Origin of the sequence: Rhodobacter sp., assembly GCA_020637515.1 — a bacterium.
In the GTDB taxonomy this organism is placed as follows: domain Bacteria; phylum Pseudomonadota; class Alphaproteobacteria; order Rhodobacterales; family Rhodobacteraceae; genus Pararhodobacter.
In genome coordinates, this window is sequence record JACKKG010000001.1 from 1,219,217 (window position 1) to 1,242,540 (window position 23,324).

Sequence of the window (23,324 nt, forward strand, 5' to 3'; positions counted from 1 at the left end):
TGCGCGATCCTCCCAGCTTGAACGCAGCACCCCCAGGAGGATTCGAAATGCTGATCGGTTGCCCAAGGGAAATCAAGCCGCAAGAGTTTCGGGTCGGGATCTCGCCAGCGGCTGCGCACGAGGCCGCCGCCGCCGGTCATTCCGTCATCATCGAGGCCGGTGCCGGTCTGGGTTCGGGATTTACCGATGACGACTACCGCGCCGCCGGTGCCGCGATCGTCGACACCGCGACCGAAATTTTCGCCCGCGCCGAGATGGTGGTCAAGGTCAAGGAACCGCAGGCCGTCGAACGCAAGCAACTGCGCGAAGGGCAAGTGCTGTTCACCTATCTGCACCTGGCGCCCGATCCCGAACAGACGCGCGACCTGCTGGCCTCGGGTGCGACCTGCATCGCCTATGAAACCGTGACCGACCGGATGGGCGGCCTGCCGCTGCTGGCGCCGATGTCCGAAGTCGCGGGCCGTCTGGCGCCGCAGGTTGGCGCCTGGACCCTGCAAAAGGCCAACGGCGGGCGCGGTGTCCTGATGGGGGGTGTGCCGGGCGTGCTGCCGGCCAGGGTTGTGGTGATCGGCGGCGGTGTCGTCGGCACCCACGCGGCGCGGATCGCCGCCGGCATGGGCGCGGACGTGACCGTTCTGGACCGCTCGCTGCCGCGGATGCGCTATCTGGACGACGTTTATGGCGGCACCTTCAAGACCGCCTATTCCAGCGCCGCCACGACCGCCGAACTGGTGGCCGAGGCCGACATGGTGATCGGCGCGGTGCTGATCCCGGGCGCCGCCGCGCCCAAGCTGGTCAGCCGCGCGCAACTGTCCACGATGAAGCCCGGCGCGGTGCTGGTGGACGTGGCCATCGACCAGGGGGGCTGCTTCGAGACCTCGCATGCCACGACCCACGCCGATCCGATCTACGAGGTGGACGGCATCATGCACTACTGCGTGGCGAACATGCCGGGCGCGGTCGCGCGGACCTCGACCCAGGCGCTGGGCAACGCGACGCTGCCCTTCATGATGGCGCTGGCCAACAAGGGCTGGCGCGTCGCCTGCGCCGAGGACGAGCACCTGCTGAATGGTCTGAACGTGCATGCGGGCAACCTGACCTACGCTGCGGTCGGCACGGCGCTGAACCTGCCGGTCATGGCCGCGCGCGAGGCGTTGCGCGCCTGACCAGGCATCCTGCCCGCAGGGCAGACACCCCTTTCCCTTGGCGGCGTCCGCGGGCAGACTTTGCCTGCGGACGTTGTTCATCGGGGGCATGAGGGCAGACCATGGTGCGATTGCTGGGGGCGCTGGCCCTCTTGCTGGGGATCGGCGCGGCGGGCGGCTGGGCGCTGGGCCTGCGCGATCTGGCCCGGGTCGAGGCGACGGTGCAGACCCTCGATCTGCGCGATCTTGCGCCGGGCGCCGCGCAGGATTGCTTCTGGATCGGGCCGGTCACCAGTGTTTCGCTGAACATGGCCTTTCCCGACAGTGGTGCGCTCTATTGGCCGGCCGTGTTCCTCGCCCCGACCGAGCCGGGCAGCTATCTTGAGATCGCCGGCACCTTTCCGCGCGCGCGCTATCTGTCCCTGCACAGCTATCTTGCCGGCGGCGTGCCCTTCGACCGGCTCAGCGATGCCGACCTGCGCCCTGACCCGGGCCAACGCAACCCGTTCGCCACGGGTCCCTGGACGCCGGGCCAGACCTATACGCTGCGGGTTCGTGCCGGCGAACCCGAGGTCCCGCGCCCGGCCAACACGCTGTATGCGGGCCCGCCCGGGCAGGCCGATCCCGCGCCGCTGATCCTGCGTCTTTACGTCCCCGAGGGGGATGCCGACCTGCCCCGCGTCACGCTGGTGCGCGCGGACGGCCAGCGCCTGACCGGCACCGCCCTGTGCGACGCGCTGGACAGTGCCCGCCCCGGGGCCGAGTCGCGCCGGATCGAAGCCCCGATGATCGCGCCGGGGGCCTATGCCAGCTTGCTGGACGGGCGCGCGGGGCAACCGCTGGGTGGCGACTGGGCGCTGTTCTGGAACCCCCGGCTCAGCCTGCTGCGGCTGGCCGCGCCGACGCTGGCGCGGCTGGCCGGAATGGCCGCGCGGCTGGGCCTGTTTCCCCGCGCCTCGGGGTATTACGCCAATCTCGACATGAGCTATGTCTCGACCATGATCGACGCGACCCGGGGCGCGGTCGTCGTGCTGGACGGGCGGTTGCCCCGCACCCCGGCGCACGGCGCCGGCGCCGCCGAGGCCGCCGACATCGACCTGCGCTACTGGTCGCTCTGCACGAACGAGGGGCTGGCCAGCACGCGGTTCGTCGATTGCCTGCGGGACGACCAGGTGACCACGCGGGACGATCCCGACGTTTCGCGCCGCTACACGATCGTCGTTTCGCGCCCCGAGGACCGCCCCCGCAACGCCCGCGCCGCCTGCGGCGTGAACTGGCTGGACTGGGGCGCGCACGGCGACGGGGCGGGCAACGATCACCTGGGCCTGCTGATCCTGCGCAATCTGCTGCCCGCACCCGGTTTCGCGCAGGCGATCCAGCGCATCCCCTATCCCGGCGCCGAACGCGCCACGATGGGCGCGTTCCTGCCCAGCCTGACCTATACCAGCCGCGCCGCGTTCGAGGCGCGCGGCTGCTAGGGCTCAGGCCTCGCGCGTGTAGCGGTCTTCCAGCACATCGAAGGGAACGCCCGGTTCATCCTTGGCGCAGCGGATCACCAGCGAGGTCTTCACGCTGGCGACGTTGTCGGCGGCCAGCAGGTCCTCGGTCAGAAAGTTCTGGAAGGTGCTCAGATCCGGCGCGACGCATTTCAGGATGAAGTCGATCTCGCCATTCAGCATGTGGCACTCGCGCACCAGCGACCAGGCGCGGCAGCGGTCCTCGAAGGCGCGCAGATCGGCCTCGTTCTGGCGATGCAGGCGCACCATGGCAAAGACCTGCACCTCGAACCCCAGTTCGCGCACATCGACCCGGGCGTGATAGCCGCGGATATAGCCGGCTTCCTCCAGGGTGCGCACACGCCGCAGGCAGGGCGGCGCCGAAATGCCGACACGCTTGGCCAGTTCGACGTTGGTCATGCGCCCGTCGGCCTGCAATTCAGCCAGAATCATGCGGTCGATCGGATCGAGTTTCGCGCCGGCCATGGCGGATTTGCTCCCTTCAGGTTTGCGCTTGTGTAGGCGTGATCGCCCCTGTGCGCAATATTATTTCGCAAGCCCGCAATTTCTGGTCCCGCGCGGTGCTTGCGCCGTCGAAACGGGCGCGCTACCACCCGGGCACCCCTTGCATGGCGCCCCGCCCGTATTACATGCGCAAAAACGAATGTGTTTTCAGGAGCCCCCGATGTCCGACACCAAACACACCCGCCTTCTGATCGTCGGTTCCGGCCCGGCGGGTTATACTGCGGCCGTCTATGCCGCGCGCGCCATGCTGGAGCCCGTTCTGGTGCAGGGCATGCAGCCTGGCGGGCAGTTGACCATCACCACCGACGTGGAAAACTGGCCGGGCGAGACCTCGATCCTGGGCCCCGACCTGATGACCCGCATGGAAGGCCATGCCCGCGAAATGGGCGCCGAGGTGGTCACCGACACGATCACCGCGCTGGACCTGTCGCGCCGGCCCTTCACCGCCACCGGCGACAGCGGCACCACCTACACCGCCGACGCGCTGATCCTGGCGACCGGGGCGCAGGCCCGCTGGCTGGGACTCGAGTCCGAGGAAAAGTTCAAGGGCTTCGGCGTCTCGGCCTGCGCCACCTGCGACGGGTTCTTTTATCGCGGCAAGGAAATCGTCGTGGTCGGCGGCGGGAACACCGCGGTCGAAGAGGCGCTGTTCCTGACCAACTTCGCCTCGAAGGTCACGTTGGTGCATCGCCGCGACAGCCTGCGCGCGGAAAAGATCATGCAGGACCGGCTGTTCAAGCATCCCAAGATCGCGGTCATCTGGGACAGCGAGGTGGTCGAGGTCCAGGGCACCGAGATGCCGCTGGGCGTGACCGGAGCCAAGCTGCGCAACCTCAAGACCGGCGCGGAACAGGTGGTGCCCTGCGACGGGTTCTTCGTCGCCATCGGCCATGCGCCGGCGTCTGAACTGGTCAAGGATCAGGTAAAGCTGCACGCCGGCAACTACGTCTGGGTCGAGCCCGGCTCGACCCGCACCTCGGTCGAAGGGGTCTTTGCGGCGGGCGACCTGACGGATGACAAATACCGCCAGGCCGTGACCTCGGCCGGCATGGGCTGCATGGCGGCGCTCGACGCCGAGCACTGGCTCGCCGCGCAGGACTGACGCCTGCCCCGTGGCGCCGGCGTTCGCCTCGTGAACCAGCCCCCATGAACCAGCCCCCGTGAACCGGCCTGCGAACCGGCCCGGCCTGGGCCCCCGCGCGGCGCTTCAGCGCCGCGCCCGGTCGCCCGAGGGCTGACGCATGGAATGCGTCCGGCCGAGGGCGAAACCCCCGCCCGGACTCCGCCCTAGCGGACAATCTCTTCCAGCGGATCATACAGCAGCCCGCCCGTGCCAAAGGCCACGTCAGGCAGGCTGTCGGGCTTGAACCGCAGCGCGCGCAACGCGCTCTCGGTCACCCAGCGGCGGCGGGTCACCACCCCCTCCGGGTCGGTCCAGTCGTCGCCCTTGGGCATCGCCACCACCTGCGCGCGGAAATACACGTCCACCTGGTGAAACCCGCTTTCGGGGTCGTGAAATTCGTTCACCAGGCAAGGTGCGCCGACGCGGATTGCGATGCCGGTTTCCTCGTGCACCTCGCGCATCAGGTTCTCGGGCAACGAGCGTCCGCGCTCCACGCCGCCGCCCGGCGCGCACCACAGATCGCTCTGATCGCCCGGATAGGCATTGACGATCAACAGCCTCCCGCCGCGCACGATCACCGCCCGCACCGCCACTCTCGGCCCCATGACGCCCTCCGATGGTTGCGCACGCATTCTTGCGCTTCTTCCGCGCGCTGACGAGCGTATAGTGGCCGCCATGAGATCATCCCTGCTTGCCCTGCCGTTTCTTGCCGCGACGCCCGCCCAGGCCGATTGCGTGGTCCTGTTGCACGGGCTCGCGCGCAGCGAAAACTCCCTGTTCCTGCTTCAGCAGGTGCTCGAGTTTCACCAGTATCGCGTCGTCAACCACACCTATCCGTCCGAGGACGCCCCGATTGACGATCTTGTGCGCTACGTCGGGCAGGCCGCGGCCGAATGCGGCACCGACCGGCTGAATTTCGTGACCCATTCGCTGGGCGGCATCCTGGTGCGCGCCTGGCTGGGGCAACAGCATCCGCCCAATCTGGGCCGCGTGGTGATGCTGGCGCCACCCAACCACGGCTCCGAGATCGTCGATACCCTGGACGAGAACGACCTGCTGCGCCGCGTCGTCACCTGGTTCAACGGCCCCGTCACGCGGCAACTGGGCACCGATGCCGATTCGGTCCCCAACCGCCTTCCGCCGGTGGATTTCGACCTGGGCGTGATCGCCGGCGACGTGGCGGTGAACCCCTTGAATCCGATCGGCGTGGGGATGTTCGACGGGCCCAACGACGGCACCGTTTCGGTCGCCTCGACCCGGGTCGAGGGGATGGCGGATCACATCACCATCTCGGCCGGCCATACGCTCATCATGAACAACCCGATCGCCATGGCCGAGGTGCTGGAATTCCTGCACGACGGGGCCTTCGATCACGGGATCACGCTGGGGTCGGCGCTGCGCAAGCTGGCGCATCCCTGGCCCCCGGCGCACGCCGGGTAGACCCCGCGCGCATCCGTTCCCGTGCCTGCACGTCAGGCCTCGCTGGCGAATTCGGCCAGCAGCGCGTTGAAGGCGGCCGGGGCCTGCCGGAAGGGCGCGTGCCCCGCGCCCGAGATCCGCATCATGCCGTGGCGCCACAGGGTCGGGGCGTCGAGCGTGTCAAAGAACGCAGGCTTCAGGAACGGGTCTTCCGCGCCGTTCGCCACCGCAAAGGGCACCTTCAGCCCCCGGACGATGGCGCGTTCGTCCATCGGTGCCCCCATCACCACCGAGGTGAACATGATCTCGCGCGCGCGCCCGTCGGTGCGCTTGACCATCGCCAGCAGATGCGGGTCCACCGCGCCGTCGATCCCGCCGGTGTGCAGCGCATAGGCTTGCGCGTCGGCGTCGGTGAAATCGCGCTTGGCGGTCAGGTTCTCGGCCGCGGGGTCGATGTTGAAGGCGGCCATAAGGTCCTCCATCACCGGGGTGATGGGGGGCGTGCCGCTGATCATGATGCCCGCCAGCGGCACCGCGCCCCGGCCCGCCAGTTCCAGCGCCGCGTGCCCGCCCAGGGACCAGCCAAAGACCACCGGCCGCGTCACCGCCAGCGCGGCCAGCACCCGTTCCAGCGCGGCGGCGTAGCCGGCAAAGGTATAGGCGGTTTCGGGCGCGGGCGCGTCGTCCGAGGCCCCGTGCCCCGGCAGATCGGGCGCGATCAGGCGAAAGCCCTGAAGGTCCGTCGCCGCGAATTGCGGTTCGAACACCTCCTTGCAGGCCGAATTGCCGTGGATCATCAGCACCGGCCGCCCCGTGCCGCCGCTGTCGCGCACCGCGAGGGTGCCGAAATCGGTGTCGATGCTGTGGATCGTCATGCGCTGTCTCCTGCTGTTTGCGCCAGCGTAATCCCGGCTGGCCGGTCTTGGCCATCCCTCAGCGCAGGACGATGCGCACGATCAGCCGCAACCCGGGGCGTGCGGCCCTGTGCAGCAGCGGCGTCAGCAGGCCCAGGCCCGCGCTGAACAGGCCCAGCACGCCGGCGACCAGCGCCCAGACCTCGTTCGCCAGGCGCATCCCCAGCCTGAGAAAGCGTGACTTGCCCATCATTTCCAGCGTTCCCAGCGTGCGCGGCCCCAAGGCATCCGAGGCCCGGGCAAAGCGCGCGGCCTCGGCCGGGGTGTCGATCGCACCCATCAGATGCAGGGTCTGCCGGGTGCCCAGGCGTGCGTTCAGATGGCCCAGGTCCTCGGCCAGGGCAACGGCGGGGCGGATCAGGCGCGGGCGGGCCAGCCGCGCCAGGTCGTCGGCCCCGCGCACGGCGGGCAGGCGCGCCCAGTCGATGCCCCAGACAAAGGCCCGGCGGAACACGGCCAGCAGGCCAGGCGCCAGGCGGCGCATCCGGTGCGCGACGCGCAGCAACGCCGCACCGGCCTTGACCGTCAACGAGGTTCCGCCCGTGACCACCACCAGCCCCGTCGCCGCCAGCCCGACGAAGCTGATGCCGACATCGACCTGATCGACCGGGGCGCCGGCGACGTAATGCCCGCCCTCGCGCGCCAGCGCCACCACGTCGCCCAGGGGGGTGACGTTGATCGCCACGCCGCAGGCCAGCGCGGCCGACAGCGTGCAGTCGCGCAGGTCCCAGGCGCAGGCCGCACAGTCGAGGCCGGTGGCGATCCAGCCGGTATCGGCGGCTTTCAGCGCGTCGCGCCGGGCGATCAGCGGGTCGGGCAGCGCGATGCCCTGCGCGTCGGCCAGGTCGCTCAGCGCGTCGATCACGACCCAGTCGCGGGGGTCCTGGTCCAGGCGGGCTTGCAGCCGGTCGGCCAGCGCCTGGGGCGTCGCCGCGCGGGCCGCCCCGCGTTCATAGGCGGCGACCAGACCCGATTCGCCGCGCTGCACCAGCAGCGAAAATCCGGGGGTGTGCGCGAGGTCCCAGGCCCACCACAGGCTCCAGCCCAGCGAGGCCACGGTGACCAGCGCCAGCACCGCCCGCTCGATCCGCAAGCGGCGCTGCGTGCGGGGATCCGGCGGGGCAGGTTTGCGCAGCAGGGCCATGACGCGACCAATGTGGGCCAGGGCGGGGCGCGGGACAAGGGCACCGCGCCCCGCCTGTCAGGCCTTGAGCGCGCGTTCGGCCGCGGCCCCCAGCCTGAGCAGCCGTGCCTCGTCGCGGGGCCGGGCCATCATCATCACCCCCGTCATCGGCACGCCCGTGGGCAGGGTCAGCGCGCAAAGCCCCATCAGGTTGCCGATTCGCGTGTTGCGCAGGGTCTTCAGATTGAAGGCCGCGAAATAGGCGGGGTCGGCCAGCAGGCGGTCGATGCGCTCGGGCAGGGTCGGCGCGGTCGGGATCAGCACCGCGTCATACCCGGCAGTCGCCGCGCCATACGCGGCGCGCAACACCTCGAGCCGGCGCCAGGCGCGCACATAGTCATGCGCCGGATACTGTGCGCCGGCCCGGAAGCGGTCGCGCACGGGGGCGAACATGACGTCGGGGTTGGCCTCGATCGTGTCGCCCCAGATGCCGTAGCATTCGGCGGTGAACAGCACGCCCGCCAGATCCATCGCCTCGGCCACCGCGGGGACCGGGGCGCGGTCGATGCGGGCCCCCGCCCGCGCCAACGCCGCGAGCGCCTGTTCGAACCCCTGCGCCGCGGCCGGATCCAGGTCTGCAAGCGCAACGGTTTCCAGCACCAGCATCCGCGTGCCCTTCAGGCTGGCTCCGGTCAGGTCCGGCGCGGGGGTGCTGTCCAGCAGCGCAAAGGCCAGGGCGGCGTCCTCGACCGTGCGGGCCAGGGGGCCGATGGTGTCGAACTTTTCGGCCAGGGGCACGACGCCGGACAGGGGGATGCGTCCGGCGGTGGTCTTCAGCCCGACCAGGTCGTTCCAGACCGACGGCACCCGCACCGATCCGCCGGTGTCCGACCCGATGGACAGCGGCGCCAGCCCCCAAGCGACCGAGGCCGCCGAACCCGAGCTGGACCCCCCCGGCACGCGGTCGGGGTCGTGGATGCAGGGCGGCGTCGCCGTGACCGGGTTCAGCCCCAGCCCCGAGAACGCGAGCTCTGTCATATGCGTCTTGCCCAGGGGTGGCAGGCCCGCATCCGCAAGACGGCGCACCACCTGCGCGTTGCGCGTGGGCACCCGGCCCTTCAACAGCGCGCTGCCGGCCTCGGTGGCGACGCCGGCGGTGTCGAACAGATCCTTCCACGAGACCGGCACCCCGTCGAGCGGCCCGCGCCTGAGACCGGCCTGCGCCCGCCCGCGCGCCGCCGCGGCGGCATCCAGCGCGCGCTGGCGCATCACGCGCGCATAGATGCGGTCGCGGTGCGGGTGGCTGTCGATCGCGTCCAGAAACGCGGCGGTCAGCGTGACCGGGCAGATGCGCCCCGCCTCGATCCCGCGGCCCAGATCCGCCGCGCTCATGCTGCGCCAGGTGTCGCTCATGCCTGCCCCCGTTCCAATGATCGCGTCACGCTAGCGCGCGCGCGTCGCATGGACAATCCCGCGCGCGCGTGCATTGGTGGGGGCATGGAACACGACGCGGATATCCTGATCGCGGGCGGTGGGCTGAACGGCCCCGCCCTGGCCTTGGCGTTGGCGCAAGGGGGGCTTTCGGTCGCCGTGATCGACGCGCGCCCGGCCGATCTGCGGGCCGAGGTCACCTTTGACGGGCGCGCCTATGCGCTGGCGCTTGCCTCGGTCAAGGTGGTGCAGGCGCTGGGGCTATGGCGCGGGCTTCAGGACAAGGCGCAGCCGATCCTGGGCATCCGGGCCAGCCAGGGGCACGCCGGTCAGGGGCCCTCGCCCCTGATGCTGGGGTTCGACGCCGCCGAGATCGAAGAAGGCGCCATGGGCCAGATGCTGGAGGACCGGCATCTCTACGCGGCCTTTCTGGCGGCGATGCAGGCCGCGCCGGGTATCACGCTGCATTCGGGCGCCAGCGTCATCGCGCAAGAGCCGGGGCCCGGGGGAATCGCTGTCACGCTCGACGACGGGCGGGTCCTCAAGGGGCGCGTGCTGGTCGGTTCGGACGGGCGCGATTCGGGTGTGGCGAAACGCGCCGGCATCCAGCGGTGGGGGCACGACTATGGCCAAACCGCGCTGGTCTGCGCCATCGACCACGAAAAACCGCACGGCGGGGTCGCGCATCAGTTCTTCATGCCGCCGGGGCCGCTGGCGATCCTGCCGCTGCCGGGCCATCGCAGTTCGATCGTCTGGAGCGAACGCACCGCCACCGCCGAGGCGATCCAGCGGCTGGATGACGCCGCCTATCTGGAGGTTCTGAAACCCCGATTCGGCCGCTTCCTGGGCGAGATCGCGCTGGCGGGGCGGCGGTTTGCCTATCCCCTGCGGCTGACCGTGGCCGAGCGCTTCGTGGCCGAGCGGCTGGTGCTGGTGGGCGACGCGGCGCATGGTGTGCATCCGATTGCCGGCCAGGGGCTGAACCTGGGCCTGCGGGATGTCGCGGCACTGGCCGAGGTGATGATCGAAGCCGCGCGCCGCGGCGAAGACATCGCCGCGCCCGACGTGCTGGCGCGCTATCAGGACTGGCGGCGTTTTGACACGGTGCGCATGGCGGTCGGGATGGATGCGGTGAACCGTCTGTTTTCCAACGGCAACCCGCTTCTTGAGGCGGTGCGCGGACTCGGCCTGGGCGTGGTCAATGCGCTGCCCGCCGCGCGGCGCTATTTCATCCGCGAGGCCGCCGGTCTGAACGCGGCGGAACCGCGGATGATGCAGGGCCTGCCGGTCTGATCGGCGCCGCGCGGGGCGGCGGGTTCCGGTTCAGGTGCCGCGCGGTTTCGCGCGCAGGGTCGGGTCGGCCTGGCGCGGGTTTTCGGGCCAGGGGTGCCGGGGGTATTGCCCGCGCATGTCCTTGCGCACGTCGGCATACGAGCTGTCCCAGAACCCGGGCAGATCGGTCGTCACCTGCACCGGCCTTTGCGCCGGGCTGAGCAGCGTCACCTTCAGCGGCAGCCGGTTCGGTCCGACCGTCGGATGCCGCGTTACGCCGAACATCTCTTGCAGCCGCACCGCGATTTCCGGCTGACCCGAGGCGTAGTCGATCGCCACCTTGCGCCCCAGCGGGGTCTCGAAATGCGCGGGCGCAAGCCGGTCCAGCGCCTGCATCTGGTCCCAGTCCAGTGCGCCGCGCAGGGCCTCGGTCAGATCCAGGGCTTTCAGGTCCTCGGCGGTGCGCACGCGCGTCAGGTGGGGCAGCAGCCAGTCCTCGGCGCGGTCCAGCAGGCCCGCGTCGCTGACATCGGGCAACGCGACCCCTTGCGCGCGCAACAGCGCCACCCGGGCCTGAAGGCGCCGCGCGGCGGGACCCAGCGTCAGCCCCTGCGCCCTGAGGCCGTCCAGCGCGGCGCGCGCGCGCGCCTCAGGCGGCGCGTCCCAGGGGCGTTCGGCCAGAACCAGCGCGCCCAGCCTCTCGCGCGAGCGGGCGATCACGCGGCCCTCACGCGCAGACCATTCGCACAGATCGTGCCAGCCGATGTGGTCGCCGAACAGGGCGCGCAGGGCCGCTTCGCCGATCGGCAGCGCCTGACGGATGCGCGCCTCGCGCGGGTCGCCATCCAGATCGGTCGCGACGATCAGCCGCTGCTGCGCCAGCGGATCGGCGGCGTCGAACACCGCGCCCTTGCCGCCCGACAACAGGTAGCGCGGCGCCTCGCCCCGGCGCCTGAGACCGATGCGGTCGGGATAGGCCAGCGCCGCCATCTCGGCCGGGTCCAGCCCCCGGTCGGGCGGGGCCAGCCGGGCAAGGCGCCTGGCCTCGGTCCGGATCCGTTCAAGCGTCTCGCGCTTTGCAGGATGCGGGCCGCGCTCGCCTGCCAGCGCCCGCAGCCTGAGCGTCAGGTCGGCGGGCGCCCCGGTCAGCGGGTCGCGATCGGCGATCAGCGCGGCCAGCGGCGCGGCGCCCTGTCCGGCGATGAGCAGCATGTGCGCCAGCCGGGGGTGCAGGGGCAGCGCGGCCATCGCCCGGCCATGCGGCGTGATCCGCCCGCCCGCGTCCAGAGCGCCCAGATCGCCCAGCAGCGCGCGCGCCTCGGCCATGGGGCCGGGGGGCGGCGGCGTCAGGAAACCCAGATCGGCCGACCCCCACAGCGCCAGTTCCAGCGCCAGCCCGGTCAGATCGGCGGTTTCGATCTCGGCCGGGGCAAAGGCGGGCAGGGCGCCTTCCTGCCCCCGGGTCCACAGCCGGTAACAGACCCCCGGCGCCACGCGCCCGGCACGCCCGCGCCGTTGCTCGGCCTCGGCCAACGAGACGCGTTCCGTCACCAGCCGCGCCATTCCCGAATTGGGATCGAACCGCGCGCGGCGGGCCTGGCCCGCGTCCACCACCACCCGCACATCGGGAATGGTGAGCGAGGTTTCCGCGATCGCCGTCGCCAGCACCAGCTTGCGCCCCGTCGGCAGCGGCACCAGCGCCGCGCGCTGGGCGGCGAAATCCATTGCGCCAAAGAGCGGTTGCAACGCCACCTCGGCCGGCAGGTGCGGGGCCAGCAGGGCGGCGGTGCGGCGGATCTCGCCCTCGCCGGGCAGGAAGACCAGCACGCCGCCCTCGGTCTCGGCCAACGCGCGCAGGGTCAGATCGACCACCGCCTGAGGCAGGCGCGCCTCGCGCGGCACGGGCGCATCCAGCCAGCGGGTTTCCACCGGAAAGGCGCGCCCCTCGGCTGTCAGTAGGGGGGCACCGCCCATCAGCGCGGCCACCGGCGCCGCGTCCAGGGTGGCCGACATGACGATCAGCACCAGGTCCTCGCGCAGCGCGGCGCGGCTTTCCAGCACCAGCGCCAGCCCCAGGTCGGCGTTCAGGCTGCGCTCGTGGAACTCGTCGAAGATCACGGCGCCAATGCCGTCGAGCGCGGGGTCCGATTGCAGCATCCGGGTCAGGATGCCTTCGGTCACCACCTCGATCCGGGTGGCCCTGCTGACCCGCGAGTCGCCGCGGACGCGATACCCCACAGTCGCGCCGACCCCCTCGGCCAGGGTTTCGGCCATGCGCTCGGCGGCGGCGCGCGCGGCCAGTCGGCGCGGTTCCAGCATGACGATTTTCCCGCGCACCGCCTCCAGCAGCGCCAGCGGCACGCGGGTCGTCTTGCCAGCGCCTGGGGGGGCTTGCAGCACCGCCTGGCCATGGCGCTGCACGGCCTGCACAAGCTGCGGCAGCAGGGGGTCGATGGGCAGGGTATCCAGGGGCAGGGGGCTCACGGTGGTCAGAACTGGCGCAGGACGCGCATCCGGCCATAAGGGGTATGGGTGACGATGCGTGTCAACTGCCAGTCGCCGCCCGCGTCGCGCCGATAGTCCAGGGAAAAGGCCAGCGCCTGGTAATCCTGAAGTTCGGTCGCGGAATACCCGCCGACGCGGATATAGGCACCCGAGCATTGTGCATCGTTGCCCGAAACATGCGCGGCATCGACGCGCAGGCGCGAATGGCGCCGCCCGTCGAACAGCTCCAGCACCTGCCCGCAGGGCACCTCGGGGCGCGGGCGCAGCAGGTAATAGAGGGCGCTCATCGGGTCCAGCGTGCCGCCCTGATCGGCGGCGTCGATGTCCCAGGGTTGCGCGGGTTCCGGCGGGGCCAGCGCCAGAATGCGGGGCACGCCGTCGGTATAGGCCAGTTCCGACTGGATCTGCCGCCGCCCGGTATCGACGTCGCCGCGATAGTGCTGCGGATCGAGCGTCTCGCCCTGCCGCCGGCCCTGCACCGACAGGTCCAGATGCACCGAGCGCAACAGCCCCACCAGCCCGGCCGTGACGACATGCCCCTCGGCGGCATAGCTTTGCGCGTCCTCGCTTGCCGAGACGGTCACATCCGCCACGTGCAGGATGCCGTAGCGCACCTCGAACCGCGCTTCGAGCGCCGAGGCAGGCACCGCGAGGCCCAGGGTCAACAGCAGCGCGAGACGGGCGAGACGGGGCACCGGACCCTCCATTCCGACGCCCGGGCTGGACATTCCCGCCCCGGGCAGGGCAAACAGCGTGGCAGACACCACGCCCGGAAGGTTGACGGTTTCATGCGCCAGCACAACCCCCAGAACGACCTGGCCCAGCGGATTCTCGCCGGGGATCGCCGCGCGCTGGCGCGGGCGATCACGCTGGTCGAAAGCACCCGCGCCGATCACCGCGAGCAGGCCACCGCGCTGCTCGGGGCGCTGGCGGGTCACGACCGGCAGGCGCTGCGAATCGGCCTGAGCGGCACGCCGGGGGTCGGCAAGTCCACCTTTATCGAGGCCCTGGGCACGATGCTGTGCGGGCGGGGCCTGACCGTGGCGGTGCTGGCGGTGGACCCGTCCTCGGCGCGGACGGGCGGGTCGATCCTGGGCGACAAGACCCGGATGGAGCGCCTGTCGCGGCTGCCGGGCGCGTTCATCCGCCCTTCGCCCAGCCAGACGCATCTGGGCGGCGTCGCGCGGCGAACGCGCGAGGCCGTGGCACTGTGCGAGGCGGCCGGGTTCGACGTGGTGCTGATCGAAACGGTCGGTGTGGGCCAGTCGGAAACCGTGGTGGCGGAATTGTCGGACGTGTTCGTTCTGCTGCTGGCACCGGCCGGCGGCGACGAGTTGCAGGGCGTCAAGCGCGGCATCATGGAGGCCGCCGACCTGATCGTTGTGAACAAGGCCGACGGCGACCTCAAGGCCACGGCAACGCGCACCTGCGCCGATTATGCGGGGGCGCTCAGGCTGCTCAGGCGCCGGCCGCAGGACGCGCCCGGCTTTCCCAAGGCGCTGACCGCCTCGGCGCTGGAGGAACGCGGGCTGGACACCGTCTGGGGCGAAATCGACGCGCTGGGCAACTGGCGGCGCGCGCATGGCCAATGGCAGGCGCGGCGCGCGGCGCAGGCCCGGCACTGGTTCCACGAGGAGGTGCGCCAGGCGTTGCTGGCCCGACTGGAAACCCCGCAGGCGCGCGCGCGCATGGCCGAACTGGCTGAACGCGTGGCGCGCGGCGAGGCGGCGGCCGGGGCGGCGGCCCGGGCCATGCTGGCCAGCCTGCAGAGCGGGCCGCAATCGGATGGCGAATCCCTTGACGGGGGTGCCGATTCCGCCTAATAGGCCCTTCGAGATTCCGGGCGCTGCTGCGGTGGCGCCCTTTGCTGTTGACGGCGCTTTCCCATTTCGGGGCCCGCGCCCGCCTGACAAAGACGAGGATGAGACCATGTCGCGCCGTTGCGAACTGACCGGAAAAGGCCCGATGTCGGGCAACAACGTGAGCCACGCCAACAACAAGTCCAAGCGCCGCTTCCTGCCGAACCTGGTGGATGTGACGCTGGCCTCGGAAGTCACCGGCAAGGCCTACAAGCTGCGCATTTCGGCCGCCGCGCTGCGCTCGGTCGATCACCGGGGCGGGCTGGACGCCTTCCTGGCGAAGGCCAAGGACGTGGAACTGTCGGACCGCGCGCTGGCCATCAAGAAGGAAATCGCCAAGGCCGCTGCCTGAGCGATCTGCCCTCGAGGCACGCCGAGACCCCGTCCCGAGTGACGGGGTTTTTGCGTTTTTGCCCGGGCGGGTTGACGGGTTGACGGGTTGACGGGGCAGGCGGGGGGCTGCCGCCCCCCGCACCCCCTGCCCAAAGGGGGTCTTCACCCCCTTTGGAAACCCCGTGCCCGCACTCTGCGAGGGGTGGCGGTGGCGCGACGCCGCAGGCGGGTGCGGTCAGCGTGGGGCGAAGCGGCGTTCCAGGCGGGCGCGGGCCTCTGGCAAGGGGCGGTGGCCCAGCCCCGGGGCGAGCGTGTCGCGCAGGAAATGGCCCGTCGTGTGCAAGCCCTGTGCCATCTGTGCGCGGTCGTCCGGCCCGTCCGCCGCGCGCAAAAGCGCCGGCAGCGGCAACAGGCGATCGGCCCACGCGCCCGCGCCGCGGATGCTGACTGCCCGCCCGCTGCGCGGCGAGACATAGGCCAGCTCCCCGGTTTCGCCGGTGACCGCGCAATCGCCCAGGTCGAGGCCATAGCCCGTTTCCTCGAGCAGGGTGCGCTCCCAGCCCAGATAGGCGCCGAACCACGGCGCGCCGGTCGCCAGCCGGTCCAGAAGGCCCTGGGTCACGGCGTAGAGACGCGGTTGCGGGTCGCGTTCGGGCAGGGCGAAGGACGCGAGGGCCGTCAGGGCGTTCAGCGCCGCCAGCCGGTCGGCATCGCCCAGGATCGCGCCGGCGCGGCTGCGCTGCATTTCGGCGGTGAAATGGCCCAGGTGATCGTCGAGCCGCGCGCGCCAGGTCAGTGCCAGCGTGTTGCCCGGTTGCAGCACCGGCGCCATGCGGCGCCCGGTGCCGCCGCGCACCACGCCCTTGTGCAAGCCGTGGGCTGCGGTCAGAACCTCGACGATGGCGGCGTTCTCGCCGTGGGGACGTGCCGTCAGCAGGATGCCGTCACCCGTCCATTCCATGCGTCAGAGCGCCCGCCAGCCGATGTCGCGGCGGCAGAACCCGCCGGGCCAGTCGATGCCGTCCACCAGCGCATAGGCGCGGGCGTGGGCCTGGGCCAGGGTCGCGCCGCGCGCGGTGACGTTCAACACCCGCCCGCCCGCGGCAAGCAGGTGGCCCTCGTGGGTGCGGGTGCCGGCGTGGAAGACCATGGTGAAGCTGTCTTCGGGCAGGGCGTCCAGGCCCTTGATCTCGGTGCCCTTGTCATAGGCGCCTGGGTAGCCGTTCGCGGCCATGACCACGGTCATCGCGTGGTCGTCGGCCCAGTTGACCCGGGCCTCGGCCAGGCGCCCCTCGGCGCAGGCCAGCATGAGGTCCAGCGCCTGGGCCCCCAGCCGCATCATCAGCACCTGGCATTCGGGGTCGCCGAAGCGGACGTTGTATTCCACGAGCCGCGCGCGCCCGTTGTCGATCATCAGCCCGGCATAGAGCACCCCCTGATAGGGCGTGCCGCGCCGTGCCATTTCGGCCATGGTCGGGCGAACGATCGCGTCCAGCGCCTGGCGGGCGATGGTATCGGTCAGCACGGGAGCCGGGGAATAGGCACCCATGCCGCCGGTGTTGGGGCCGGTGTCGCCTTCGCCGACGCGCTTGTGGTCCTGGGCGGTGCCGATGGGCAGCACGGTCTCGCCATCGACCAGCACGAAAAAGCTGGCCTCCTCGCCCTGCATGAATTCCTCGATCACGACCTCGGCGCCGGCCGCGCCAAAGGCCCCGCCGAAGATCTCGTCCAGGCCCTCCAGGGCCTCGTCCAGGGTCATCGCGACGATCACGCCCTTGCCCGCGGCGAGACCGTCGGCCTTGACCACGATCGGGGCGCCCTGCGCGCGGACATACGCCTTGGCGGCCGCCAGATCCGAGAACCGGGCCCAGCCCGCCGTGGGTGCACCGGCCGCGTCGCAGATTTCCTTGGCAAAGGATTTGGAGCTTTCCAGCCGCGCCGCCGCCGCCGAGGGGCCGAAGCACAGGATGCCCGCCGTCCTGAGCGCATCCGCGACCCCGGCCGCCAGCGGCGCCTCGGGGCCGATCACCACGAAATCGATGGCGTTTTCCTCGCAGAAGGCGACGACCGCCGCGCCGTCCTCGGGCGTCAGCGCGGCGCATTCCGCGATCGCGGCGATGCCGGCGTTGCCGGGCGCGACGATCAGGCGGTCGCATTTCGGGTTCTGCTTGATCGCCCAGGCCAGCGCGTGTTCGCGTCCGCCCCCCCCAAGAACCAGAATGTTCATGTCGCACCCCTTGGCCGCCGTTGCCCGGCGTTCTAAGGTCTGGGGCGGACCGACACAAGCGAGACCGATGGACCTGATCGACGACGACCTGCCCGGCCCGGGCGGCAATGCGCATGAATTCACCGTTTCGGACCTGTCCGGGGCGGTCAAGCGCGCGCTCGAGGGCGAATTCGGCCGCGTGCGGGTGCGCGGCGAGGTGGGGCGCGTCATGGTCGCGCGCACCGGGCACATGTATTTCGACCTCAAGGACGACCGTGCGGTGATCGCCGCGGTGTCCTGGAAGGGGCAGGTCGCGCGCATGGCGATCCGACCCGAGGAAGGCATGGAGGTCATCGCGACCGGCCGGCTGACCACCTATGCGCCGCAATCGAAATACCAGCTTCAGGTTGACAATGTCGAACCCGCCGGCGCCGGCGCGCTGATGGCGATGCTCGAGGCGCGGCGCAAGGCGCTGGCGGCCGAGGGGCTGTTCGACGCCGGGAACAAACGTCCGATCCCCTATCTGCCGCAGGTGATCGGCGTCATCACCTCGCCCTCGGGGGCGGTGATCCGCGATATCCTGCACCGGCTGGCCGACCGTTTTCCGCGCCGGGTGATCGTCTGGCCGGTGGCGGTGCAGGGCGAACGCTGCCCTGCCGAGGTGGTGCGCGCCATCAAGGGGTTCAACGCGATCGCGCCGGGCGGGCCGGTGCCGCGCCCCGATGTGCTGATCGTTGCGCGCGGCGGCGGCTCGATCGAGGATCTGTGGGGCTTCAACGACGAGGCCGTGGTGCGCGCGGCGGCAGCGTCGGAGATCCCGCTGATTTCCGCCGTCGGGCATGAAACCGACACCACGCTGATCGACCACGCCGCCGACCTGCGCGCGCCGACGCCGACCGCCGCCGCCGAGCTGGCCGTGCCAGTGCGGGCGGACCTGCTGGCGCATGTCGCAACGCTGGGCGCCCGGCTTCATCGGGCGGCGACGGGGGCGGTGCAGGCGCGCGAGCAGCGTCTGAGGGACCTGTCGCGCGCGCTGCCCCGGGCCGAGGCGCTGCTGGCCACGCCGACCCAACGCTTCGACCGCGTGTCGGACCGGTTCGCGGGATCGCTCAAGGCCCTGGCGCAGCGCAAGGCGCTGGACCTGAATCGCGCGGCAGCCGGGCTGCGCCCGGGGGTGCTGCGGCACCGGCTGGAACAGCGCGCCGACCGGCTGGCGGCCGGCGCCGGGCGGCTGGCGCCCGCGCTGGCGGCGGGTCTGGCGCGCAAGGGCGACCGCCTGGCCGCGCTGCGCTTGCCGCAGGGGCAGCTTGTGCGCGACCTGGCCCGCGCAGCCGAACGGCTCGAGGCGCGGGGACAACGGATGCGGCCCGCGCTGCTGGCCGATCTGGCGCGCCGGCGCGACCGGCTGGACGCGCTGGGCCGGATGCACGGTTCACTGGGCTATGAGCAGACGCTGGCGCGCGGTTATGCCGTGGTGCGTGACGCCGACGGCCGGCCCCTCACCGATGCCGAGGCGGTGCGGGCGCTGGCGCAGTTCACCGTGCAGATGCGCGACGGCACCCTGGACGCGATGCCGCTGGCCGCGTCGCCGCGCCCGCGCAAGAAACCGACCGAACCGGGGCCGGGCCAGGGCAGCCTGTTCTAGCCGGCCAGCATGTCGCGCACCATCGGGATCACCCGTTCGCCGTAAAGCTTCAGGCAGGCCATGTTCGCGGCGTGCGGCACGGGCCCCGAGGTGTATTTCAGGTCGAACCGCTGCACCCCCAGCCCCCGGACCGCGCGCACGATCTTGCGTGCCACGGTGTCCGGCGCGCCGACGAACAGCGCGCCCTGCTCGACCTCGGCCAGAAAGCGGTCGCGGGTCACGGGCGGCCAGCCGCGTTCGCGCCCGATGCGGCCGAACTGCGCCTGATAGTGGGGCCACATCCCCTCGCGCGCGGCCTCGTCGGTGTCGGCCACGAAACCAGGTGAATGGATGCCGATGGGCCGGGCGGGGGTGCCCAGTTGCGCGACCGCGCGGTGGTAAAGGTCCACATAGGGCTTGAAGCGCAACGGATCGCCGCCAATGATCGCCAGCATCAGTTGCAGGTCCTGCCGGGCGACGCGCACCACCGATTCGGGGCTGCCGCCGACGCCGACCCAGGTGGTCATCGGCTGCGACAGCGGCGGATAGACGGTAACCCCCTGCAAGGGCGCGCGAGTCTGACCTCGCCAGGTCACGGTCTTGTCGCGAAGCAGGCGGGCGAAGATGTCCAGCTTTTCCTCGAACAACTGGTCATAGTCCTGCATGTCGTAGCCGAACAGCGGGTAGCTTTCGGTGAAGCTGCCGCGCCCCAGGATCGGTTCCGCCCGCCCGCCCGACACCGCGTGCAGCGTCGAGAACCGCTGGAATACGCGCACCGGGTCGTCGGTGGACAGGATCGTGACGGCGGTGCCGAGCTTGATACGCGCGGTGCGCCCGGCGATCGCCGCCAGCACGATCTCGGGCGCGGAAATGGCAAAGTCGTCGCGGTGGTGTTCGCCCAGCCCGATGAAGTCGATGCCCAGATCATCGGCATAGACGGCCTCGTCCACCACGTCGCGCAGCACCTGGTCCATCGGCTTCGGCCGCCCGTCGGCGCCGGTGGAAACATCGCCAAAGGTATCCAGTCCCATCGAGATCGGGGTCATGTGAAAGCTCCTGCTGGTGGTCCACAGCTAGCCCGCCGCCCGCCGCCGGTAAAGGCGCGGGCGCGCAGGGTGGAGTGTGCGCAGGCTCACAGGTCCAGCGTGATCGTGCCCCCCTCGGTGGCGGCGCGCGAACAGCAAAGCACCACCTTGGCGGCGCGTTCCCTGGCGGACAGGACATAGTCGCGGTGCTCGATCCCGTCGGGCGAGCGATGCGCGACGGCGCAGACCGCGCAGATCCCGTCCGAGCATTTCACCGGCACCGCGATGCCCGCCCCTGCCAGGGCCTCGGTCGCGGATTGATCGGCCGGCACGGGTATGTCGCGTCCCGATTTCGCAAGATGCAGGGTAAAGGGGTGGTTCACATACTCGGGCGCCTCGGGCACGGCGAAATATTCGCGCGCCAGGGCGTCCTCGGGCCAGCCCTGCGCCTGCGCGGTGGCAAAGACGCCGTCCATGAACCCCGCGCCGCCGCAGGTGTAGAGCCGCGCGCCGGGCCGGTAGGGTGGGATCAACGTGGCCAGGTCCACGCGCGGGCCATCCGTCTTGACATGCGTTTGCGCGCGCGCGGCCCAGGGGGCGGCGGCGATTTCGGCGGCGAAGGGCGCGACGCCGCGCGCCAGATAGTGCAGGCGAAAGTCGCGGTCCAGCGCGTGAAGCCTGTGCGCCATGGTCAGCATCGGCGTGACGCCGATGCCGCCGCCGATCAGCAGGGTAAAGGGCGCGTCCTCGTCCAGCGGGAACAGGTTCGTGGGCGGAGTGACGAAAAGCCGGCGCCCCTCGCGGAACACGCGGTGGATCAGGATCGATCCGCCGCGCCCCTGCGGTTCGCGCTGGATGCCCAGCACGTATTTCGATCCGTCCGCCGGATCGCCGGCCAGCGAATATTCGCGCTGATATTCGGGCGCGATCATCACGTCGATATGCGCGCCCGCGTCGAATGGCGGCAGCGGCTGGCCATCCGCGCGGGTCAGTTCGAAGCGCACGGTGTCGTCACTCAGATCCTCGCGCCGGGTGATCGTCACCGGAAAGACCGGCGGCTCACCGGCCACGCCCGGCCCGGGGGCCAGCCCCGCGATCTGGCCGCGCGCCAGGCGGTTGCGGTATTCCTCGGGTGTCAGCAACTGGCGATAGCGTTCGATCCCGGCCTCGCGGTTCAGGGGCTGGGTGATGGGAAAGGGCAGGGGCATCACGTCCGCCGGGTAGACCGCCAGGGTCTGATCCTCGTATTTCAGGTCCAGGTCGCGGCTCAGATCCCGGCGATTGGTTGCGCCCGCGCGGACATAGCGCGTGCCGGGCTTGTCCAGTTCGATGTCCCACCACCAAGTCTTGACCGGGTTGATGGCCCCGCGCCCCAGCCGGTCGTCCAGCGCCGCCAGCGCCCTGGCCGAGCCCGGAGCTGTCATCGCCAGCCAGCGGAAGGGAGCCTCGGCAAAGAGCCCTTGCAGGTTCCAGGGGCAGGTCTTCATGCAGCGCCCGCACATGCCGCCGGCCTGGTTGGTGATGCGGTAACGCGCGCATTTCTCGGCGTCGGATTTCCAGATCTCATAGCCGTTATACATCAGCTTTGGACCGGCCGTGATCGCCCCTGAGGGGCATTCGCGCGCGCATTTGTTGCACGCCCCACAGAACCGTTGCAGGCCAAAGTCGATGGGCTTGTCGTGGCGCATGGGCATGTTGGTGGTGACCGCGCCCGATTTCAGGCGCGGGCCCAGATAGGGGTTCAGGATCACTTCGCCGATGCGACTGACCTCGCCCAGGCCGGACAGCAACAGCAGGGGCGGTTGCAGCACGTCCCCGTCGATCACCGAATGCACCCGGGCGGAATAGCCCAGCCGGCGGATCTGTTCCGCCACCACGCCCCCCAGCAGCGAGAACCGCAGATACGCGCGCATCGACTGCGCGACGCTGATCCAGTCGTCGCCCGAGGCGCCCTCCATCGTCTCGTGCCCCTGATCGAGCAACATGTTGACCGAATTCGCGTGATAGGGGGTGATCGCCTCGCCGGCGGAATTGTGCGAGTAATAGGCCCAGTCGGGCACCCGGCTCAGGCCGACGGCGTCGGTGGACAGGTAATAGCTGGCAGCCTTGAGGTTGTCGGCGTTCCTCTCGGGGTCGGAGGCCACGACCGGGCCCCGCGCCTCGCCGAATTGCAGAAGCAACAGCGCCCCCAGCGCGCGGCGGGCGCAGGCGCCGATCGGGGATTTCGCCACGTAGCGGCCGCCCTTGGCGCCCTCCTGCACGGCCTTGCCCATGTCGCCGTAAAGCGCGCGGGCAAAGAAATCGGCGCGTTTGGGAAAGCGCGGCACGCGGGCCTCGTCGATCAGCGTGGTCGGTTCCTCGACCCGTTTCAGGCGCTCGAACGGATAAGGGCCCATGCGGAATTCGCGGTGGGCAAAGGCCTCGGCCGTGGCGGCGCGGCGCGGTGCGGCGGCGCCGGTCCACCACGCGACGCCGTGGCTGCGGCCCGTGCGCCCGTCGCCCACCAGCGGCTGATCGGGTGCCAGCGTCAAGGTGGTGGTCACGGCGGCCAGCCCGTAGCGCGTGCCCAGATAGGGGTTCACCGCCTGCCCGTCCCGGGCAAAGGCCAACCCCGCACTGACCGCGAGGCGCGGCAGATCCACCTCGGAGGTCGAGGCCGAATGCGCCCGCGCATCATGGCCCAGCATGCGCAGATAGGACGACAGCACCACGGCGGTGTTGTTCGCCAAAAGCGCCGCCCGCTGCGCCTGGGTGCCGTGCAACCAGTCGGTGCCGGGTTCGCCCTGCACGGGGTCGCGGGTGTAATCGACGGCGATCACCAGCGCGAACCGGTGCGCGGTGACCGGCCCGTGGGGGCTGCGCGCGGCATCCAGAATGTCGGCATAGATCGCGTCGATGCCGGCGGCGTGGGTCTTGGGCTGGCCCTGCTCCAGTTCTGCGCGCAGGGCGTCGATCATCGGGTTGCGGTGCGGGCTGGGCAGATGATGGTCCGGCACCAGCGCGCAGACCCCCATCAGCGCCGCGTCGAAATAATGGCCCGCGGCCTTCAGGTGGTTCGAACGGTCCTGCGGGTCGTCTGGGATCTCGGCCTCGGCATGGACGACGGGACCCTGGCGCACGGTGTCGAACATCGTCTGATAGCGCGCCATGGCGTGGCTCAGCGATTGCGGGTCGGGATGGTCAAAGGCCAGCGGCCGCGACCAGGGCAGGGCCGACAGGTCGGGCGTGCCCCCCCGGCGCAGACGCTCCATCGGGAAGGGGCCCAGATGGACGGGACGATCGGCATGGGAAAACAAGGGCATCGCGGCGCTCCGTCAGGGTCGG

At 70.9% G+C, this 23,324-nt stretch carries 18 protein-coding genes; 8 read left to right on the forward strand and 10 right to left on the reverse strand.

All coding sequences use genetic code 11. From position 1 onward, the window contains the following. Window positions 1-47 precede the first annotated feature (47 nt). Window positions 48-1,166 carry an alanine dehydrogenase gene (gene ald, locus H6900_05900; GenBank protein ID MCC0072806.1) on the forward strand — a complete coding sequence of 373 codons (1,119 nt, stop codon included), beginning with the start codon at window positions 48-50 and terminating at the stop codon, window positions 1,164-1,166. 101 nt (window positions 1,167-1,267) lie between these two features. After that, on the forward strand, window positions 1,268-2,623 hold the full coding sequence (locus tag H6900_05905) for a hypothetical protein (GenBank protein MCC0072807.1): 1,356 nt from the start codon (window positions 1,268-1,270) through the stop codon (window positions 2,621-2,623). Window positions 2,624-2,626: 3 nt separating this feature from the next. Here the strand turns inward: H6900_05905 and H6900_05910 are convergent, their stop codons facing one another. Continuing rightward, entirely contained in the window at window positions 2,627-3,127 is a 501-nt protein-coding gene (locus H6900_05910) for an Lrp/AsnC family transcriptional regulator (protein ID MCC0072808.1), read from the reverse strand. A gap of 199 nt (window positions 3,128-3,326) precedes the next feature. On the opposite strand from H6900_05910, the gene trxB reads away from it, so the two are divergent. Continuing rightward, window positions 3,327-4,268, forward strand: a complete 942-nt coding sequence (gene trxB, locus H6900_05915; GenBank protein MCC0072809.1) for a thioredoxin-disulfide reductase — start codon at window positions 3,327-3,329, stop codon at window positions 4,266-4,268. Window positions 4,269-4,453: 185 nt separating this feature from the next. Here trxB and H6900_05920 read toward each other — a convergent pair whose 3' ends face one another. Further along, window positions 4,454-4,921, reverse strand: coding sequence for an NUDIX hydrolase (locus tag H6900_05920; protein ID MCC0072810.1), 468 nt, complete (start codon window positions 4,919-4,921; stop codon window positions 4,454-4,456). 43 nt (window positions 4,922-4,964) lie between these two features. On the opposite strand from H6900_05920, the gene H6900_05925 reads away from it, so the two are divergent. Further along, the gene (locus tag H6900_05925; protein MCC0072811.1) at window positions 4,965-5,729 is read left to right on the forward strand and encodes an alpha/beta hydrolase; all 765 of its coding nucleotides are present in this window, start codon (window positions 4,965-4,967) and stop codon (window positions 5,727-5,729) included. A gap of 32 nt (window positions 5,730-5,761) precedes the next feature. Here H6900_05925 and H6900_05930 read toward each other — a convergent pair whose 3' ends face one another. From H6900_05930 to H6900_05940, 3 genes are read right to left on the reverse strand one after another with little or no spacing between them, the layout of a single operon-like run. Continuing rightward, entirely contained in the window at window positions 5,762-6,583 is an 822-nt protein-coding gene (locus H6900_05930) for an alpha/beta hydrolase (protein ID MCC0072812.1), read from the reverse strand. Window positions 6,584-6,641: 58 nt separating this feature from the next. Then, window positions 6,642-7,766 (reverse strand): hypothetical protein, encoded by a 1,125-nt coding sequence (locus tag H6900_05935; protein ID MCC0072813.1) that lies wholly within the window; start codon window positions 7,764-7,766, stop codon window positions 6,642-6,644. A gap of 57 nt (window positions 7,767-7,823) precedes the next feature. After that, entirely contained in the window at window positions 7,824-9,158 is a 1,335-nt protein-coding gene (locus tag H6900_05940) for an amidase (GenBank protein MCC0072814.1), read from the reverse strand. Window positions 9,159-9,242: 84 nt separating this feature from the next. On the opposite strand from H6900_05940, the gene H6900_05945 reads away from it, so the two are divergent. Continuing rightward, window positions 9,243-10,469, forward strand: coding sequence for an FAD-dependent monooxygenase (locus H6900_05945; GenBank protein MCC0072815.1), 1,227 nt, complete (start codon window positions 9,243-9,245; stop codon window positions 10,467-10,469). A gap of 30 nt (window positions 10,470-10,499) precedes the next feature. Here the strand turns inward: H6900_05945 and hrpB are convergent, their stop codons facing one another. Continuing rightward, window positions 10,500-13,109, reverse strand: coding sequence for an ATP-dependent helicase HrpB (hrpB, locus tag H6900_05950; protein MCC0072816.1), 2,610 nt, complete (start codon window positions 13,107-13,109; stop codon window positions 10,500-10,502). 632 nt (window positions 13,110-13,741) lie between these two features. Here hrpB and meaB point away from each other — a divergent pair. Then, window positions 13,742-14,776 carry a methylmalonyl Co-A mutase-associated GTPase MeaB gene (meaB, locus tag H6900_05955; GenBank protein MCC0072817.1) on the forward strand — a complete coding sequence of 345 codons (1,035 nt, stop codon included), beginning with the start codon at window positions 13,742-13,744 and terminating at the stop codon, window positions 14,774-14,776. Window positions 14,777-14,882: 106 nt separating this feature from the next. Beyond that, window positions 14,883-15,164, forward strand: coding sequence for a 50S ribosomal protein L28 (gene rpmB, locus H6900_05960; GenBank protein MCC0072818.1), 282 nt, complete (start codon window positions 14,883-14,885; stop codon window positions 15,162-15,164). 216 nt (window positions 15,165-15,380) lie between these two features. Here the strand turns inward: rpmB and recO are convergent, their stop codons facing one another. Together recO and purD are read right to left on the reverse strand one after the other, a co-directional pair. Beyond that, entirely contained in the window at window positions 15,381-16,106 is a 726-nt protein-coding gene (gene recO / locus H6900_05965; GenBank protein MCC0072819.1) for a DNA repair protein RecO, read from the reverse strand. 3 nt (window positions 16,107-16,109) lie between these two features. Continuing rightward, window positions 16,110-17,372, reverse strand: a complete 1,263-nt coding sequence (gene purD / locus H6900_05970) for a phosphoribosylamine--glycine ligase (GenBank protein ID MCC0072820.1) — start codon at window positions 17,370-17,372, stop codon at window positions 16,110-16,112. Between the two features lie 67 nt (window positions 17,373-17,439). Here purD and H6900_05975 point away from each other — a divergent pair, with 67 nt between their 5' ends. Continuing rightward, window positions 17,440-18,996, forward strand: a complete 1,557-nt coding sequence (locus H6900_05975) for an exodeoxyribonuclease VII large subunit (protein ID MCC0072821.1) — start codon at window positions 17,440-17,442, stop codon at window positions 18,994-18,996. Here the strand turns inward: H6900_05975 and H6900_05980 are convergent. Beyond that, on the reverse strand, window positions 18,993-20,021 hold the full coding sequence (locus H6900_05980) for an LLM class flavin-dependent oxidoreductase (GenBank protein ID MCC0072822.1): 1,029 nt from the start codon (window positions 20,019-20,021) through the stop codon (window positions 18,993-18,995). The genes H6900_05975 and H6900_05980 overlap by 4 nt on opposite strands. A gap of 86 nt (window positions 20,022-20,107) precedes the next feature. After that, entirely contained in the window at window positions 20,108-23,302 is a 3,195-nt protein-coding gene (locus H6900_05985) for a 4Fe-4S dicluster domain-containing protein (protein MCC0072823.1), read from the reverse strand. Between the last annotated feature and the right edge of the window lie 22 nt (window positions 23,303-23,324).

What these genes read in the sequence shown, in the direction of transcription:
- ald (MCC0072806.1), top strand. Translation starts at nt 48, where the DNA reads ATGCTGATCGGTTGCCCAAGGGAAATCAAGCCGCAAGAGTTTCGGGTC.
- H6900_05905 (MCC0072807.1), top strand. Translation starts at nt 1,268, where the DNA reads ATGGTGCGATTGCTGGGGGCGCTGGCCCTCTTGCTGGGGATCGGCGCG.
- H6900_05910 (MCC0072808.1), bottom strand. Translation starts at nt 3,127, where the DNA reads ATGGCCGGCGCGAAACTCGATCCGATCGACCGCATGATTCTGGCTGAA.
- trxB (MCC0072809.1), top strand. Translation starts at nt 3,327, where the DNA reads ATGTCCGACACCAAACACACCCGCCTTCTGATCGTCGGTTCCGGCCCG.
- H6900_05920 (MCC0072810.1), bottom strand. Translation starts at nt 4,921, where the DNA reads ATGCGTGCGCAACCATCGGAGGGCGTCATGGGGCCGAGAGTGGCGGTG.
- H6900_05925 (MCC0072811.1), top strand. Translation starts at nt 4,965, where the DNA reads ATGAGATCATCCCTGCTTGCCCTGCCGTTTCTTGCCGCGACGCCCGCC.
- H6900_05930 (MCC0072812.1), bottom strand. Translation starts at nt 6,583, where the DNA reads ATGACGATCCACAGCATCGACACCGATTTCGGCACCCTCGCGGTGCGC.
- H6900_05935 (MCC0072813.1), bottom strand. Translation starts at nt 7,766, where the DNA reads ATGGCCCTGCTGCGCAAACCTGCCCCGCCGGATCCCCGCACGCAGCGC.
- H6900_05940 (MCC0072814.1), bottom strand. Translation starts at nt 9,158, where the DNA reads ATGAGCGACACCTGGCGCAGCATGAGCGCGGCGGATCTGGGCCGCGGG.
- H6900_05945 (MCC0072815.1), top strand. Translation starts at nt 9,243, where the DNA reads ATGGAACACGACGCGGATATCCTGATCGCGGGCGGTGGGCTGAACGGC.
- hrpB (MCC0072816.1), bottom strand. Translation starts at nt 13,109, where the DNA reads ATGCTCGGGTGCCTATATCCGCGTCGGCGGGTATTCCGCGACCGAACT.
- meaB (MCC0072817.1), top strand. Translation starts at nt 13,742, where the DNA reads ATGCGCCAGCACAACCCCCAGAACGACCTGGCCCAGCGGATTCTCGCC.
- rpmB (MCC0072818.1), top strand. Translation starts at nt 14,883, where the DNA reads ATGTCGCGCCGTTGCGAACTGACCGGAAAAGGCCCGATGTCGGGCAAC.
- recO (MCC0072819.1), bottom strand. Translation starts at nt 16,106, where the DNA reads ATGGAATGGACGGGTGACGGCATCCTGCTGACGGCACGTCCCCACGGC.
- purD (MCC0072820.1), bottom strand. Translation starts at nt 17,372, where the DNA reads ATGAACATTCTGGTTCTTGGGGGGGGCGGACGCGAACACGCGCTGGCC.
- H6900_05975 (MCC0072821.1), top strand. Translation starts at nt 17,440, where the DNA reads ATGGACCTGATCGACGACGACCTGCCCGGCCCGGGCGGCAATGCGCAT.
- H6900_05980 (MCC0072822.1), bottom strand. Translation starts at nt 20,021, where the DNA reads ATGACCCCGATCTCGATGGGACTGGATACCTTTGGCGATGTTTCCACC.
- H6900_05985 (MCC0072823.1), bottom strand. Translation starts at nt 23,302, where the DNA reads ATGCCCTTGTTTTCCCATGCCGATCGTCCCGTCCATCTGGGCCCCTTC.